The sequence below is a fragment of the Algibacter mikhailovii genome, from assembly GCF_014651495.1.
Lineage (GTDB): Bacteria > Bacteroidota > Bacteroidia > Flavobacteriales > Flavobacteriaceae > Algibacter_E > Algibacter_E mikhailovii.
Window position 1 is genome coordinate 65,902 of sequence record NZ_BMWZ01000001.1, and the last position, 16,552, is coordinate 82,453.

The 16,552-nt window shown below is 34.2% G+C and carries 13 protein-coding genes; 10 read left to right on the plus strand and 3 right to left on the minus strand.

Annotated features, from left to right (window positions below):
- The first annotated feature begins 3 nt into the window (after positions 1-3).
- From IE051_RS00350 to IE051_RS00365, 4 genes are all read left to right on the plus strand, one after another.
- Positions 4-1,374: a 3-keto-disaccharide hydrolase gene (locus tag IE051_RS00350; RefSeq protein WP_189358318.1), complete on the plus strand. Its 1,371-nt coding sequence runs from the start codon at positions 4-6 to the stop codon at positions 1,372-1,374.
- 11 nt (positions 1,375-1,385) lie between these two features.
- Positions 1,386-2,714, plus strand: a complete 1,329-nt coding sequence (locus tag IE051_RS00355) for a Gfo/Idh/MocA family protein (RefSeq protein ID WP_189358320.1) — start codon at positions 1,386-1,388, stop codon at positions 2,712-2,714.
- Positions 2,715-2,958: 244 nt separating this feature from the next.
- Positions 2,959-3,771, plus strand: coding sequence for a hypothetical protein (locus tag IE051_RS00360; RefSeq protein WP_189358322.1), 813 nt, complete (start codon positions 2,959-2,961; stop codon positions 3,769-3,771).
- Positions 3,772-3,848: 77 nt separating this feature from the next.
- Positions 3,849-5,027 (plus strand): MFS transporter, encoded by a 1,179-nt coding sequence (locus tag IE051_RS00365; RefSeq protein ID WP_189358324.1) that lies wholly within the window; start codon positions 3,849-3,851, stop codon positions 5,025-5,027.
- A gap of 47 nt (positions 5,028-5,074) precedes the next feature.
- Here IE051_RS00365 and IE051_RS00370 read toward each other — a convergent pair whose 3' ends face one another.
- Complete coding sequence (locus IE051_RS00370) at positions 5,075-5,737, minus strand: ABC transporter ATP-binding protein (RefSeq protein WP_189358326.1); 663 nt, start codon at positions 5,735-5,737, stop codon at positions 5,075-5,077.
- A 272-nt stretch (positions 5,738-6,009) separates the two neighbouring features.
- Here IE051_RS00370 and folE point away from each other — a divergent pair, with 272 nt between their 5' ends.
- Both folE and IE051_RS00380 read left to right on the plus strand, forming a co-directional pair.
- A complete protein-coding gene (folE, locus tag IE051_RS00375; protein WP_189358328.1) occupies positions 6,010-6,567 on the plus strand; it encodes a GTP cyclohydrolase I FolE in 558 nt (185 codons plus the stop codon).
- 57 nt (positions 6,568-6,624) lie between these two features.
- Positions 6,625-6,885 (plus strand): hypothetical protein, encoded by a 261-nt coding sequence (locus IE051_RS00380; protein ID WP_189358330.1) that lies wholly within the window; start codon positions 6,625-6,627, stop codon positions 6,883-6,885.
- A 199-nt stretch (positions 6,886-7,084) separates the two neighbouring features.
- Here IE051_RS00380 and IE051_RS00385 read toward each other — a convergent pair whose 3' ends face one another.
- The gene (locus IE051_RS00385) at positions 7,085-8,542 is read right to left on the minus strand and encodes a T9SS type A sorting domain-containing protein (protein WP_189358332.1); all 1,458 of its coding nucleotides are present in this window, start codon (positions 8,540-8,542) and stop codon (positions 7,085-7,087) included.
- 502 nt (positions 8,543-9,044) lie between these two features.
- Between IE051_RS00385 and pyrG the strand changes: the two genes are divergently transcribed.
- The 3 genes from pyrG to IE051_RS00400 all read left to right on the plus strand — a co-directional run bounded on the left by pyrG (position 9,045) and on the right by IE051_RS00400 (position 13,487).
- Positions 9,045-10,679 carry a CTP synthase gene (gene pyrG, locus IE051_RS00390; protein WP_189358334.1) on the plus strand — a complete coding sequence of 545 codons (1,635 nt, stop codon included), beginning with the start codon at positions 9,045-9,047 and terminating at the stop codon, positions 10,677-10,679.
- 79 nt (positions 10,680-10,758) lie between these two features.
- Entirely contained in the window at positions 10,759-12,657 is a 1,899-nt protein-coding gene (yidC, locus tag IE051_RS00395; RefSeq protein ID WP_189358337.1) for a membrane protein insertase YidC, read from the plus strand.
- A gap of 125 nt (positions 12,658-12,782) precedes the next feature.
- On the plus strand, positions 12,783-13,487 hold the full coding sequence (locus IE051_RS00400; RefSeq protein WP_189358339.1) for a toxin-antitoxin system YwqK family antitoxin: 705 nt from the start codon (positions 12,783-12,785) through the stop codon (positions 13,485-13,487).
- Between the two features lie 98 nt (positions 13,488-13,585).
- On the opposite strand, the gene IE051_RS00405 is transcribed toward IE051_RS00400, so the two are convergent.
- The gene (locus IE051_RS00405) at positions 13,586-15,022 is read right to left on the minus strand and encodes a fasciclin domain-containing protein (protein WP_189358340.1); all 1,437 of its coding nucleotides are present in this window, start codon (positions 15,020-15,022) and stop codon (positions 13,586-13,588) included.
- Positions 15,023-15,357: 335 nt separating this feature from the next.
- Here IE051_RS00405 and mnmA point away from each other — a divergent pair, with 335 nt between their 5' ends.
- Entirely contained in the window at positions 15,358-16,545 is a 1,188-nt protein-coding gene (mnmA, locus tag IE051_RS00410; protein ID WP_189358342.1) for a tRNA 2-thiouridine(34) synthase MnmA, read from the plus strand.
- Positions 16,546-16,552: the final 7 nt, after the last annotated feature.

A 16,552-nucleotide genomic window follows, 5' to 3' on the forward strand; every position in this document is an offset into this window, starting at 1 on the left:
AAAATGAAAATAACTTACTTAGGAGTACTAGCATGTTGCATGTTAGTTTTTACCCTTCAGGCACAAAAAAGTAAAGACCTTTTTAATGGCAAAAATTTTAAAGGTTGGAAAGTATTAAATGGCACTGCTGAATATACCATTGAAGACAATGCTATTGTAGGAACTTCAAAAACAGGAACGCCAAATACTTTTTTGGCGACAAAAAAAGAGTACACCAATTTTATTTTAGATTATGAAATATTATTAGGAGCAGGATTAAATTCAGGAGTACAAATTAGAAGTCGTAGTATCTCAGATTATAATAACGGAAGAGTTCATGGTCTTCAAGTAGAGGCAGATGATTCTGAAAGAAATTGGTTTGGCGGTTTGTTTGATGAAGCACGAAAAGGATGGAGATACCCCTTAGAGTATAATCCAGAGGTAAAACGAGCTTACAAACGCGGACAATGGAATAAAATTAAGGTTATTGCTGCCGGAAATCACATTGCAACTTGGGTTAATGGTATTAATATGACCAACCTTTATGAGGAATCGGTTGAAACTGGTTTTATTGGGCTTCAGGTTCATAGCATAGGTAATAGTAAAGAGAAAGCGGGTAAAACTATAAAATGGAGAAATATTAAATTAACAGAAATTCCTGAAGATTATAAATTTGAAACTACAGCTCCTGTTTTAAATTATGCTTTAAATTCCATTGTAGAGGAAGAAAAAGAAAATGGTTGGAAGTTGCTTTGGGATGGTAAATCTACAACAGGTTGGAGAGGTGCTAAAATGGATGATTTCCCTAAAACGGGATGGGTTATGAATGATGGTATTTTAACTGTTCAAGCCTCTGGTGGAGGAGAATCTGAACACGGCGGAGATATTGTTACTACTAAACCATACGAAAATTTTATTCTGGAACTGGATTTTAAATATACTAAAGGAGCTAATAGTGGAATCAAGTACTTTGTGGATACCGAGTTGAATAAAGGTAAAGGAAGTGCTATTGGTTGTGAATTTCAAATTCTAGATGATGCAGTACATCCTGATGCTAAAAAAGGAACAAATGGTAACCGTACAATTGGATCATTATATGATTTAATTAAAGCAAATGCTCAAGAGTATATTCCTTCTTTATACACCAAAAAATACGTGAATAAAAGCGGTTGGAATAGAGCCCGAATTGTTGTAAATGGTAATTTGGTGCAGCATTATTTGAATGGATGTAAAGTCATTGAATATACTAGAGGAAATCAAATGTGGAGAGCTTTAGTAGCTTATAGTAAGTACAGAGATTGGCCTAATTTTGGAGAAGCTAAGAGCGGACTCATTTTACTCCAAGACCATGGTGATGAAGTGCATTTTAAAAACATTAAAATTAAAGAACTATAAGCTTTTAAGTTATGATAGATAGAAGAAACTTTATTAAAAACACGGCCCTAGGAACAGCGGGAATTACATTATTAAGCAGTTCAAAAATGTATGGTAATATTTTAGGAGCAAATAGTAAGGTTAAAATTGCTATACTCGGAACAGGGGGTAGAGCTTTTGGTTTAGCTAAGGCTGTGAAATATTCAAAAGGTGCAAAAGTTACACATATCTGTGATGTAGATTTGGATAGACTAGAAAAATTTGAGGCATTTTGTAAAAAGGAAATAGGGAATAAGCCAGAAACGGAACAAGATTTTAGAAAACTATTAGAAAATAAAGATATTGATGCTGTATTTGTTGCAACACCAGAACATTGGCACGCACCAATGTCTATTATGGCTTTGCAAGCAGGGAAACATGTTTATGTTGAAAAGCCATGTAGTCATAATCCGCACGAGACAGAATTATTAATTGCTGCTCAAAAAAAATATGGTAAACATGTTCAGATGGGGAACCAGCAACGGTCTTCCAGAACTTCATTGCTGGCCATGAAGGAAATTAAGGACGGTATTATTGGTAATGTTTATGCCGGTAAAGCATTTTATGTAAATGCTAGAAAATCAATAGGAACAGGAAACGTAATAGCGCCTCCTAAAACATTAAACTGGGACTTATGGCAGGGGCCTGCTCCTCGTGAAGATTATAGAGATAATGTACATCCTTATAATTGGCATTGGTTTAAAACATGGGGAACTGGTGAAATTCATAATAATGGAACTCATGAAATTGATATTTGTCGCTGGGCATTAGGTGTAGATTATCCAAAAAGAGTGTTATCAAGTGGAGGAAGATTTCATTTTAAAAATGACGATTGGGAATATTATGATACGCAAATGGTCAATTATGAGTTTGAAGGTGGTAAAATGATTACTTGGGAAGGTAAAAGTTGTAATGCTTATAACCCTCAAGGCGGACGTGGTTCAGTAATTACAGGTACAGAAGGCAGTATTAAGCTCAACAGGTCAAAATATGAATTGTATGATTTAAAAGGTAAATTGATTAAAAAGGAAATTGAAGGTAATTCGGGTTCATCAAATAATACGGCAGATACGGAAGGTTTTGGAGATTTAACGGTTGGACATATGCAAAATTTTATTAATGCCATTTTAAAAGATGATATTTTAAAAGCACCTATTGCTGATGCTGCTATTTCAACTCAATTATGTCATTTGGGTAATATCTCACAGCAGCTAGAGGAGAGCCTTAATGTTAATCCAGAAAATGGAAGAGTTTTAAATAATAAAGGAGCTGATATGCTCTGGAAACGTGATTATGAAAACGGTTGGGAACCTAAACTGTAAAACATAAACAGCTGTTATTATAGAAACTGTTCTAGAAGTTAAGCTGCTTTTGCAACAGTTTTTTTAATTAAAATACGGTTTAGAATTTGCGCAGATATAGTAGATGAAATCAGGATAGGTATTAGATAAACGGTTATTTAATGTCGGTCAAATGCATGTGTTTGCATTAAAAACAGAAAAAATCAGGAGTTTATTGTACTTAAAATTAATTAAAAACGTTATTTGATTTTAAAATTTTAATATTATGAAAAAAATTATAGCCCCAATTTTACTACTTCTTTTCATAAGTTGCGAGGAAAACGATTTAAAACAAGTGACTGAACCTACTGAAACTATTGAAGCGTTAAATGAGTATGCTTTAATAAATAAAATTTTTCAGGATATAGGGAATACTACTGGTGATGCCATATTAAATGCTGAGGAATCTACAAATACAAAAAAAAGCACACAGTCTAAAAATGAGCCGCATATAACGGTTGAACCTTTTGATTTAACAACATTCCCAAAAACGATTACTGTTGATTTTTTGGATGGCACCTTATGCAAGGATGGTATTACAAGAAAAGGTATTGTAACCATTGTTTCTAATAATTGGTATGGACAAGAAGGAAGTGAACACACTACAACTTTTGAAAACTATTATCATGAGACTTATAAAGTAGAAGGCACTCATAAGGTTAAGAATTTGGGCTATTCTGACGGTAGTCATTTAAAATATAGCGTTACTATTGAAGATGGTAAGATCACGACTGATGTTGGTGAATCTATTACTTACAGAGAACAATCCTATAGAACATGGATTGCAGGTTCTGAATCGCCCTTAAACATATGGGATGACCAGTATTTGCTAGAAGGCACCCAAAATGGAATGAACTCTCGAGGTCTCGAATATGCTTTGTCTATTACTGATCCGTTGCATTTTGTTTTATTGCCAAGAGGAATTGAATCTGGAATTCTAAAAATAGATATTGGTGAAATTAAGGATATTGAATTAAACTATACCAGTTCAACTATTACTATTTTAGGTGTTACTTACCCCATTTTAATTGGTAACTAATAAAACTTTGTAATTTATATGGACTGAAAAAGACTAATCAGTTTTTTAAAACTAAATTGGCAGCCTATTTCCGCTATATGAAGCACAAAGTAATTATTTTACCCCTTATTGTTTTTGCTCAATTTTGCTGTACCTCGTTATGGTTTGCAGGAAATGGCGTGATTATAAATTTAATTGAAACCTTTAATTTAGAGTTTTCTGCCTTAGGTGACTTGACGTCTGCAGTTCAATTTGGATTCATTTTTGGGACTTTAATTTTTGCCTTGTTTACCATAACAGACCGGTTTTCACCTTCAAAAGTGTTTTTTTATAGTGCCATAATTGCATCATTATGTAATGTACTCATTATATATAAAGGTCACACTTTTGAAAGTTTAATGGGGCTTAGGTTTATGACAGGCTTTTTTTTGGCAGGTATTTATCCGGTAGGCATAAAAATAGCTTCAGACTATTATAAGAAAGGCTTGGGTAAATCACTTGGTTTTTTAGTGGGTGCTTTAGTTTTGGGAACAGCTTTTCCTCATTTACTCAAAGGAAGTCTTAATGGTATTCTATCTTGGGAAAAGATGATAATAGTAACATCATTATTGTCATTATTAGGTGGCTTATTAATCATGTTATTTGTTCCAAACGGTCCATATCGTCAAAGATTGAATAAATTTGATATCACAACATGTTATAAGTTATTTTCTGGCAAGCGTTTCAAAGCGGCAGCATTTGGTTATTTTGGACATATGTGGGAGTTGTACGCTTTTTGGGTATTTACTCCCGTTTTACTGATGACCTATGCTGAGATTCATTCAGATACTAATTTCAATATACCTTTAGTAAGTTTTATAATAATTGCAATAGGCAGCTTGTCTTGTGTTATTTCCGGGTATTTATCTTTAAAGTTTCAAACTAAAACTGTGGCAGGTACTTCTTTGTTTTTGTCATTATTGTGTTGTTTGTTATCGCCTTTGTTTTTTCAAATTAATTCTGAATTAGTTTTTATACTGTTTTTAATGTTTTGGAGTATGGTAGTTATTGCTGATTCGCCATTATTCTCAACTTTAGTGGCTCAAAATGTCGATATATCTTCAAAAGGTACCGCAATTACAATCGTGAATTGCATTGGTTTCGCAATAACCATTGTAAGTATTCAATTGATAAATGTTTTAATAGAATATGTAAATACAAGCTATGTATTTACGCTTCTGGCATTAGGACCTATTTTAGGATTGGTTTTCTTAATGAAAGAAACAGAGCAAACGTAAAGGTGTGTTTTACTAAGAACTCATAAAAATCAGAATAGTAATTCAATTTAGGTAAGAATCGTACCGTCTACCATGGTCAGTTTTCTGTCTGCCATATTTGCTAAATCTTTATTGTGGGTAACAATTACAAAGGTTTGACCGTACTCCTCTCTTAGTTTAAAAAACAGGTTATGCAGGTTTTCAGCAGATTCACTATCTAAGTTTCCAGAAGGCTCATCTGCGAAAATGAGATCGGGATTATTAATCAGGGCTCTAGCAACAGCCACACGCTGCTGTTCTCCACCTGAAAGCTCATTTGGTTTGTGGTCATAACGATGTGATAACCCTAAAAAATCTAATAGCTCTTTGGCTCGTTTTTCGGCTTCTGCTTTCTTTGTCCCTTTAATAAACGCTGGTAAGCAAACGTTCTCTAAAGCGGTGAATTCCGGGAGTAATTGATGAAATTGAAAAATAAAACCAATATGTTCATTTCTAAACTTAGCTAAAGTTTTATCTTTAAGTGTATTGATATTGGTGTTGTTTATGATTAATTCAGACTTCTCCTTCGATGACACACGGTCTAAAGTACCTAATATTTGCAACAATGTAGTTTTACCGGCACCTGAAGCGCCAACCACAGAGACAATTTCACCTTTTTTAATATGAATATCTACACCTTTTAAAACTTGTAAATCGCCATAATACTTATGAATATTTTTTGCCTGAATCATTTTTAAAAATTGAAATGTGAAATTAATACTTTAGAAGGGGATGTACAATTATCCTATGGACTTGTTTTAAAAGGTTCTTTTAATATCGTTGTAAACCATAAAATATTGGAGGTTGTTCTGCTCGCGTAATTTGATATTCCTATTTATCTGTGAGGGTAAAATGAAGAGTTATGCAACATAATAATGCTATTATTACTTGTTTCTAGGGTTGATTTGATTAATTTTAATCACAAAACAAATGAAAAGGTTTCAAGAGTTTTGAACAAAACTCTATGAATTATAAGGATAATATGGAAAATCTATATAAAAAAATTATTGAAGATTTAGGTGAAAATACGTCTCGTGAGGGGCTCCTGAAAACACCAGAACGGGCAGCGAAAGCCATGCAATTTTTAACACAGGGCTATGATCAAGATCCTGTTGAGATTTTAAAAGGTGCTATGTTTAAAGAGTCTTATAATGAAATGGTAATTGTAAAAGACATTGAATTGTATTCGCTATGTGAACATCATATCTTGCCTTTTTTTGGTAAGGCACATATTGCCTATATCCCTAATGGATATATTGTAGGTTTAAGCAAACTTCCTAGAATAATTGATGTTTTTTCTAGACGATTACAAGTACAAGAACGTTTAACCGAGCAAGTTTTAGATTGCATTAATGATACCCTGAAACCGCAAGGCGTTGCTGTTGTAATCGAAGCTTCGCATATGTGTATGATGATGCGGGGCGTACAAAAACAAAATTCTATTACCACAACTTCGGGGTTTAGAGGACAGTTTGAAAAAAGTGAAACTAGAAATGAATTTTTGAAGCTTATTGGTAAGTAGATTCAATACAATATTTTGGTATGTTTCTTGTTTATAATCAGGCATCAATAAAACTTAATGAATAAATATAAAATACTTTTAATAGGAATAGTGCTCGATGCTATTGGTTGTATTTCTTATGTTATCCCAGGCATAGGAGAATTTGCAGATGTAATATGGGCGCCTATTGCGGGGTGGCTCATGACGAAACTATATAAGGGTAAACCGGGAAAAATAGCTGCTTTAGTAGCCTTTGTAGAAGAAGCTGTGCCTGGTTTAGATATCATACCTACATTTACCTTAATGTGGTTGTATACTTATGTTTTCAACAAGGAATAAAGGATAAGCTTTCCACTTATCTTTTAAACTTCACGTATTTATTATTTCCAATAAAAATGATTTAGATAATATAGTTTTTATTTTTTTCTTCCAGTCAACATCAACATCTGCCTTTCAATGCATCTTTGATTTATAAAAAAAACCGACCAAATAATGGAAATCATTTGGTCGGTTTAATGCCAAAAAATAAATAGGGATGTTATTGTATGATTAATTTTTTAATACCAGTTCCATTATCCGAAGAAACAGAAACAAAATACAATCCAGACGTTAAATCAGCTACTGAAATTTCTTGGGACTTTGAAGCCTTGTTGATGGTTTTTACCTCCAAGCCTAAGCTGCTTATTATTTTTATAGTATTATTTATCTCTGAGTTTACAGTGATATAATCCTTCGCCGGGTTAGGGTAAACATTGAATTCTAATAAATTATTTGACTGGGTACTGGCTGTAGGATCATTGGCTATAGTAAATGCTTCTGACGCTAAACTAATATTTCCAGCCCAATCAATGGCATATAAAATATAGGTGCCTGCAGTACCTCTATTTGATTTTGTAGCTTTCGCTTCAGTAACCGTTAGGGGGTTGGTGTCTGCAGCTTTAATAGCGTCCAAGTCACTTGGTGTACCCGTAGGTACTAAATACAATTGCGCTTGCTCGCTGACATTAACTGAAACAAGACCACTAGAGGCAGCCTGTGAGGTATCTAAATTAGATAAAACCGGAGCTGTCACATCTTCTATTTGACTGTCTTTCTGCCACACTCTAATGTATTCTATTTGAAACTGCGCTGGTAAATCTGCTTCGTTAGGTAATCCGTTCCAATAAAAAACTTCTTGATCTACCCATAATCTTTCCGGAGTAGTAAAAAACCATTCTTTGCCATTTTCATTATTTTTATTAAAATGTCTTGCACTAATTTCAGCAATGTATTGACCATCAATAAATATTTTTACTGAAGTATCACCCCATTCAAATCCATAAACATGAAAATCATCAGCAACACGCCAATCAGTGCTTATAAATGTATCAAATCTTGGTTTAAAACCATTCCTCCAATCAATAAGGTTGAACTTAAGTTCTTTTTCCTTGTATTTTCTGTTTTCATATTTCCCAAACATCTCAAACATGTCAATTTCTCCACCATTACCAATGGTCCAAAATGAACTTGTAATTTCAGCATCTGCAGCCTTACATAAAATTTCCATGTAGCCATAGGTAAACTCTTTAGTGGAGTTTACAGCTGCTGTAGTAATTGGAAGTGGATCTCCATTGACGTCCTTTCCAAAGCAATATGGGTCGCGGCTAGGGTTTGGATCGCAGTTGTCTAAAAAAGGATAATCTGGATCCCATCTCGTTTCCAAAATTAATTTACCGCCTTCAACCCAAGCATTATTAGGTGTAAATTCCGCAGGCCACCTTCCCTTAAAACCATTGAACCATTTACCTTCTCTACATCCAGGTATACCAAGACAAGACTCACCTTGTAAATGCCATCTTGTTTTGTTTAGTGCGTCACCTTCAAATTCGTCACTGAAATCTCCATTTAAAATCCACCCACCTTGATTAGTTGGGTCAGAAAATGGGTAATCTTGTGCCGTACCAAAAGCGTAAACCAATAATATGGTTAACAATGTTAATTGATTTAAAATAATCATATGATTTTTTTTAAAGTAATTTCTTGCCATTTCTAGTAAATATTAAATTGTTTTCTTTCGCTTTTTTTTAAAGACTAAGTCTTAAAAGCAAAATTACTAGTATCATATAGTAGTTTACCGGAGATATTTATCCAAGATTAGTCAATTATTACCCCATTAGATTAACACCTATTTTTTTGAAGAAAGTATAAATTCAATACGAACTTGTAACCAAGAGCACCCATCTCTAGTAAAATATGAAGCGGATGAATCTATAATTTGCTGAAAGCGGATCACCGGTTTAATACTATATGAGATCATTTAAAGAAAAATACCAAACTAAAAGTAGGTTTATACCTAATACTTCTTTATTTCTGATTTAATAAAAGTAAATGTATTCAAGTACTACACAGTTAAATAAACTGCAAAAACCACTATAAAAAAGGCCTTTTCAAATAACTAAAAAACAATTTCAAAATAACTATTTTAATTTTGTAAATTTGCCTGCGTTTAAAAGCGCAACATGACAACTACAACAAAATATATTTTTGTAACCGGTGGAGTTACATCATCTCTAGGAAAAGGTATAATAGCAGCATCTCTTGCTAAATTATTACAAGCACAAGGTTATAGGGTAACCATTCAAAAATTAGATCCATATATTAATGTGGATCCAGGTACATTAAACCCGTATGAACATGGGGAATGTTATGTGACAGAAGATGGTGCAGAAACAGATTTAGACTTAGGGCATTATGAGCGTTTTTTAAATAGGCCTACAAGTCAGGCGAATAATGTAACTACAGGACGCATTTACCAAAGTGTTATTCAAAAAGAACGTCGTGGTGAGTTTTTGGGTAAAACAGTTCAGGTAGTTCCTCATATTACAGACGAAATTAAAGAACGCGTTCAGATGTTAGGTAAGTCTGGAGATTATGATATTGTCATAACTGAAATAGGTGGTACTGTAGGTGATATAGAATCTTTGCCTTATATAGAGGCTGTGCGTCAATTGCGTTGGGACCTTGGTGAGGATAATGGTATTGTTATTCATTTAACCTTAGTACCTTATTTGTCGGCCGCCGGAGAATTAAAAACAAAACCAACACAGCATAGTGTAAAAACATTAATGGAAAGTGGGGTTCAAGCCGATATTTTGGTATGTAGAACAGAGCATAATTTACCAAAAGAATTGCGCAGAAAGTTAGCCTTGTTTTGTAATGTTAAGGAAAATGCGGTGATTCAATCTATAGATGCATCTACAATTTACGATGTTCCTAATTTAATGCTTGAGGAAGGTCTAGATAAAGTGGTTCTAGAAAAATTAAACCTAAAAAGTGCTACACCTGATATTGATACATGGAATAAATTTGTTCATCGTCATAAAAATCCTAAATCAGAAATTACCATTGGTTTGATTGGTAAATATGTAGAATTACAAGATTCTTATAAATCAATTTTAGAGGCTTTTATACATGCAGGTGCTGAGAATGAAGTAAAGGTGCGTGTAGAGTCAGTACATTCAGAATATATTAACAGTGATAATGTTAAACTAAAATTAGGTCATTTAGACGGTGTTTTAGTTGCACCTGGTTTTGGTGAACGTGGTATTGACGGTAAAATTGATGCAGTAAAATTTGTTCGTGAAAATAACATTCCATTTTTAGGAATTTGCCTAGGAATGCAAATGGCTGTAATTGAGTTTTCGAGAAATGTTTTAGGTTTGGCAGATGCAGCTTCAACCGAAATGGATACCGAAACTTCCAACCCAGTCATTGGTTTAATGGAAGACCAAAAAACAATTACAGATAAGGGCGGCACAATGCGTTTAGGCGCTTGGGCATGTGATCTAGAAATAGGTAGTGTGGTTCGTGACATTTATAAAGCGGAAAGTATTACTGAACGCCATAGACATCGTTATGAGTTTAATGGTAAATATAAAGCACAATTGGAAGCTGCAGGAATGAAGGCAACAGGGCTAAATCCAGACACAGGATTGGTTGAAATTGTTGAAATTCCCGAACACCCTTGGTTTGTAGGCGTACAGTATCACCCAGAATATAAAAGTACTGTGGCAAATCCGCATCCTTTGTTTGTGGCATTTGTTAAGGCTTCATTAAATTTTAATAAAAGAAAGAAGAGTGCCACTGTGGCATAAAACTAAATTTGGATAGCTTATTGATAAGCTTTCCGGTAATACTGCTTTGGCAGAAATCTTTTTAATAGAGATAGAATAGATGGAAGAAAAAAAATTAGATGTTAATTCAATTATAGGCTTTGTTCTTATTTTTGGAATTTTGGGTTATATGCTTTGGCAAAATCAGCCAACGCCTGAAGAATTAGAAGCTCAAGAGAAAGCGAAGCAAGAACAAGCTGAAGCCGAAAAAAGCAAGGACAACCAAACACAATCTTTTGAAACAGCTGTTACAGATTATGCTTCAGAAACTGGAGCTGGAACAGATTCATTAAGACAAGTTCAGCTTAAAAACAAATTAGGAGCATTTGCTTATTCAGCCATCCAATCAAACAAGAATGAAACGGTCGTTGAAAGTGATCTATTTGCCTTAACATTTAGCAGTAAAGGAGGATATCTTTCAGAAGTAAGACTAAAGCAGTTTGTTGATTATGACTCAGTACCAATCTATTTGATTAAAGATAATAATGCAGTTTTCAATATTAATTTTGGAACTACAGACAGTAGAATTTTAAATACTAAAGATTTACCATTTATCCCTTCTGTAACAAAAAATGGAGATTTAACTGTGGTTTCAATGAAGCTTAAAGTTTCTGAATCTCAATTTTTAGAATACCGCTATGAGATAAAAGAAGGTGATTACATGATTAAATTCAATGTACGTTCTCAAGGCTTAAGTCAAGTTATTAATGGTTCTCAAGACATTAATTTAGACTGGAAACTAAAAGGGTACCGCCATGCTAAGAGTATTTCGTATGAAAACAGATATACTGATATACATTATGAGTATGAAGGTGGTAAAGATGATTACACTGGGGCAAGAGATGCGGATGAGGATATTGAAGACGTAACATGGATAGGGTATAAGCAGCACTTCTTTTCATCGGTTCTATTAACAGATAAAGCATTTAAAAAAGCAAATATTAAGGCTGTTAACTTGGTTGATGATGAAACCATTGATACCGTTTACACGAAATCTTTTGCAGCTAAAATTCCATTAGAATTGCAAGCCGGAGAAATTAATGAATCTCTGGATTGGTATTATGGCCCAAGTGATTTTAAGGTTTTAGATGCCTATGGTAGAAACCTAGATGAATTAGTACCATTTGGATGGGGATTATTTGGTTGGATAAACCGTTACATCTTTATGCCGTTATTTAGTTTCTTGGGTGGTTTTATGCCTTACGGTATAGCCATTGTGGTTATGACTATTTTGGTAAAAATCTTGTTGTCATTTGTACAGTATAAGCAGTTTTTGTCTCAGGCAAAAATGAAAATATTGAAGCCAGAACTTGATGCTATTCGTGAAAAGCATAAGAATAATAAAATGAAGGCGCAGCAAGAAACTATGGCACTTCAAACTAAAGCAGGGGCAAGTCCAATGGCAGGTTGTTTACCGGCGTTAGTGCAGTTGCCTGTATTCTATGCCTTGTTTCAGTTTTTTCCATCTGCTTTTGATTTAAGACAAAAATCATTCCTTTGGGTTGATGATTTATCATCTTATGATACCATAGCAAATTTACCATTCAATATTCCATTCTATGGTAATCACGTGAGTTTGTTTCCAATATTGGCATCTGTGGCGATTTTCTTCTATATGCGATTAACTACAGGTCAAAATATGCAATCTCAACCGCAGCAAGAAGGTATGCCAGATATGGCGAAAATGATGAAATATATGATGTATTTCTCACCAATCATGATGTTGTTTTTCTTTAACAACTACGCTTCAGGTTTGAGTTTGTATTATTTTATTTCGAATGTTATTAGTATTGGAATTATATTAGTAATTAAGAATTATATTCTTGATGAAGATAAAATTCATGCCGAAATGCAGGAGAAGAAAAAGAAGCCTAAAAAACAAAGCAAGTTTCAAAAGAAAATGGCCGAAATGATGGAGCAAGCAGAACAGCAAAAACAAGCTCAGAAAAAGCGTAAATAAACATTATAAACATACATAAGAAGCTGCCAAGACAATAATTTTGGCAGCTTTTTTGTTATAATACTTTCTAAATAAAAACATGTATTTAATAATTTTCGCATAAGCGATATTTTATCTAAAGAACAATGAGAATCCTGATTAGTTTTTTTATTATGATGCTATGCCATGGTGTAGTCATTTCACAAGAATTAAATGCCTTTGACGCTGATGGAAAGCGCCATGGTAGCTGGAAAAAATATTTTGACGAAACAGAGCTTATAAGGTATGAAGGCCAATTTGATCATGGTAAGGAGATAGGCACATTTAAGTTTTATAAAAAAATTCGAAATAGAGCCGTTTTAAGTGCTACAAAAAAATTCAATAAAAACGATAATACCGCTGAAGTAAAATTTTTAGCTTCAAATGGGAAAGTGATTAGTGAAGGCACAATGGATGGGAAAATATATGTGGGAACATGGAAATATTTTCATAAGAATTCAGATGCATTATTAACTATTGAGCATTATAATAATACCGGAGTTCTAATTAATGAACGTCTCGTGTATTATCCAAACGGACAAATTGCTGAAAAGCAAAATTACAATGCGGGTAAATTGGAAGGTGATGCCATTTGGTATTCTGTAAAGAATGTGGTTATGAAGCATCTAGTGTATTCAAATGGAGAACTTCATGGCTCCGCAAAGTTTTATAATCCTAAAGGAGAATTGATTTCTGAAGGTCAGTATAAAAGAGATAAGAAAGATGGTGTCTGGAAATATTACGAAAACGGAAAGTTAGTACGCGAAAAAGATTTTACATACATACCAAAGTACATAAAAAAAACCCCCTAAAAGCTTAGGGGGCCTCTTTTTCATAGACAATTATTAGAGGGAATACTAAAGTAACTGCCTACAAATCAACAAACCAAACTAAAGTTTTATATATTTTTTTATAATTGTGGTATTAATACGGTATCAACAACGTGTATTACACCGTTTCCTGCCTGAACATCTACGGCAATTATGCCTGTGCTAGAATTTCCAGATCCATCTGTAATGTTAGCAATACTTCCGTTTATACCAGGTAATGTTATCGTTATACCTCCATTCAACATATCAGCCATAGTCTCACCTGGGTTGTTTAACATACCTGATGTGATATTCGCTTCACTTTTAACATGATGTAATAACACCTGAGTTAACACCGTTTCACCAGGAACAGCATCAAGTTTTGCAAATGCATCATTAGTTGGAGCAAATACTGTGAAATCAGGGTTTATTCCGTCTGCTGGACTTCCGGCTTCTGTTCTGCTTAATATTTCAACAAAGTCTGTAGCCGGTGTTAAGTCTGTAAGGGCTGCGACTAATGTTGTAAAGTTAGGATCTGCTGCCGCGAATGTAACTACAGTTGGTATTCCAATAACTTTATCAACTGCATGAATTACGCCATTGGTTCCTACCACATCTGCTTGGGTTACAGTGGAAATTCCATTAAACTTAACCCCTTCAGTAGTATTAAAATAAATACTCATTGGGTTATCTCCTGCACCTGTTGCAAGGGTTTTATTATACCCTGCCTCTAATGCTACTAGGTCTTCAGCCTTAATTGATGCAGAAAGTACATGATTTAATAAAATTTGGGATAAAATGGCTGTGTCAACACTTCCTAAAGGTGTTCCATCTAAAAATTCGGTAAAAGCAGCGTTATCTGGAGCTAATACTGTGAATGGTCCTTCGCCTTGCAAAGCACTTACAAGATTACCATCAGCCGCTCCTAAAGCTGCTACTAAGCTAGAAAATGCAGAAGGATTATTGATGGCGTGATCCACAACATCTGGTAATCCTAATACCTTGTCTATGATATGTATAGTTCCATTAGATGCATCTATATCGGCTTCCGAGGCTAAAGCGCCATCATTAAACCTTACGTTATCCGCCGATGGGGCATTAAAATAGATACTAATATTATCATTTTCACTGTTCGTAGCACTTCCTGTAGCATAACCAGCTCCCAAGGAAATTAAGTCGCTTGCCTTGACGTCAGACATGATGACATGGTTCAGTAATACTTGCTCTAAAACATCGGTAGGAACATCCCCTAGACCGTCAAATCCATTGGCATTTAGAAATGCTGTGAAGGCTGCGTTGGTTGGTGCCAAAACGGTAAATGGTCCATCGCCTTGAAGCACATTTACTAAATCGCCATCTGCTGCTTGAAGTGCAAGTACAAGGGCGGTTAGTTCTGGTGTTTCTAACGCCAGTTCTACAATATTTTTGGGACCTTCAGGAACAGTACCTGTGTTGTCGTCGTCATCGCTACAAGAGGTCAAAGTAAAAACAACTAGCATCACTAAACTAAATCGCATTAAGTAATTAAAATTTTTCATTTTGTAATAATTTTTCTGGGTTTGTATTTCAAGATTTTTTTAAAATATATAGAGCATAATCAAATAGAAATCAATTGTAGCGAAAGAAAATATTAGAAAAAGAATGGGTTTTGTTCTATCTATATTTAGTAACGTCTGCATAATTTTATTCTACTTCTTTTAATCTATAATTATTTTGTTCAACAAATATAGAATATAATTAAACAAAAAACCAAATTTTGTTTCATGTTTTTTTAAAATAAGTAAACAAAAATGTATTTCGTCGATATTCGATATCCTTTGAGGAAAACTAAATTCCTAGAATATTATGTATCTTTGTGCCCTAATTTTTTAAGATGAAAAGGGTAGTTATTGGACTTTCAGGAGGTGTAGATTCTAGTGTTGCTGCATATTTATTGCAACGCGAGGGGTATGAAGTTATTGGATTGTTTATGAAAAACTGGCATGATGATTCAGTGACCATTTCTAACGAGTGTCCATGGTTAGATGATAGTAACGATGCCATGCTTGTCGCTGAAAAGTTGGGTATACCATTTCAAACGGTTGATTTAAGTGAGGAATATAAAGCACGCATCGTTGATTATATGTTTGCTGAGTACGAGCGCGGTAGAACACCAAACCCAGACGTACTGTGCAATAGAGAAATTAAGTTTGATGTTTTTATGAAGATTGCACTGGACTTAGGTGCCGATTACGTTGCTACAGGACATTATTGCAGGAAAGGCATGATCCATAAAGATGGTAAAGATATTTATCAGTTATTAAGTGGTATTGATACTAATAAGGATCAATCTTATTTCTTATGCCAGTTATCACAAGAGCAATTAGCCAAGTCGTTATTCCCTATTGGTGAGTTAACCAAACCAGAGGTTAGAAAAATAGCAACGGAATTAGATTTGGTAACAGCAGAAAAGAAGGATTCGCAAGGTCTATGTTTTATTGGAAAGGTTAAGTTGCCAGATTTTCTTCAACAGCAATTAAAACCAAAAGAAGGTTTTATTGTTGAAATTCCTGAAGATGAACCCGTTTTTTCAAATGTTGAAACTGAGTTTAATTCAACGGAATCAAAATTGGAATATTTGTCTAGGAAAATAATCTACAAAGAGGATTGGGGAAAAGTGGTAGGAAAGCATCAAGGTGCTCATTATTTTACTAAAGGACAGCGTAAAGGTTTAGGCGTGGGAGGCACAGTAGAACCATTATTTGTAATTGATACTGACGTTGAAAAGAATATTATTTATACTGGACAAGGAAAACAACATCCTGGCTTATACAAAAAAGCACTTTTTGTAGCTAATGATGAACTGCATTGGGTTCGTGAAGATTTGGCATTACAATTGGATGAGACTATGCACGTAAAAGCCAGAATACGTTATAGACAGGCTCTAGAAAAAGCTACGCTGTACAAAGTAGACATGGGTTTGTATATTGAATTTGAGAATTTACAATCGGCAATAACAGAAGGTCAATTTGTTGCTTGGTACATAAATGATGAACTTATAGGTTCAGGAGTAATTTCATAACTTAGCT

What these genes read in the sequence shown, in the direction of transcription:
- IE051_RS00365 (WP_189358324.1), top strand. Translation starts at nt 3,849, where the DNA reads ATGAAGCACAAAGTAATTATTTTACCCCTTATTGTTTTTGCTCAATTT.
- yidC (WP_189358337.1), top strand. Translation starts at nt 10,759, where the DNA reads ATGGAAGAAAAAAAATTAGATGTTAATTCAATTATAGGCTTTGTTCTT.
- IE051_RS00380 (WP_189358330.1), top strand. Translation starts at nt 6,625, where the DNA reads ATGAATAAATATAAAATACTTTTAATAGGAATAGTGCTCGATGCTATT.
- IE051_RS00360 (WP_189358322.1), top strand. Translation starts at nt 2,959, where the DNA reads ATGAAAAAAATTATAGCCCCAATTTTACTACTTCTTTTCATAAGTTGC.
- IE051_RS00400 (WP_189358339.1), top strand. Translation starts at nt 12,783, where the DNA reads ATGAGAATCCTGATTAGTTTTTTTATTATGATGCTATGCCATGGTGTA.
- IE051_RS00355 (WP_189358320.1), top strand. Translation starts at nt 1,386, where the DNA reads ATGATAGATAGAAGAAACTTTATTAAAAACACGGCCCTAGGAACAGCG.
- IE051_RS00370 (WP_189358326.1), bottom strand. Translation starts at nt 5,737, where the DNA reads ATGATTCAGGCAAAAAATATTCATAAGTATTATGGCGATTTACAAGTT.
- pyrG (WP_189358334.1), top strand. Translation starts at nt 9,045, where the DNA reads ATGACAACTACAACAAAATATATTTTTGTAACCGGTGGAGTTACATCA.
- IE051_RS00405 (WP_189358340.1), bottom strand. Translation starts at nt 15,022, where the DNA reads ATGAAAAATTTTAATTACTTAATGCGATTTAGTTTAGTGATGCTAGTT.
- IE051_RS00350 (WP_189358318.1), top strand. Translation starts at nt 4, where the DNA reads ATGAAAATAACTTACTTAGGAGTACTAGCATGTTGCATGTTAGTTTTT.
- IE051_RS00385 (WP_189358332.1), bottom strand. Translation starts at nt 8,542, where the DNA reads ATGATTATTTTAAATCAATTAACATTGTTAACCATATTATTGGTTTAC.
- mnmA (WP_189358342.1), top strand. Translation starts at nt 15,358, where the DNA reads ATGAAAAGGGTAGTTATTGGACTTTCAGGAGGTGTAGATTCTAGTGTT.
- folE (WP_189358328.1), top strand. Translation starts at nt 6,010, where the DNA reads ATGAATTATAAGGATAATATGGAAAATCTATATAAAAAAATTATTGAA.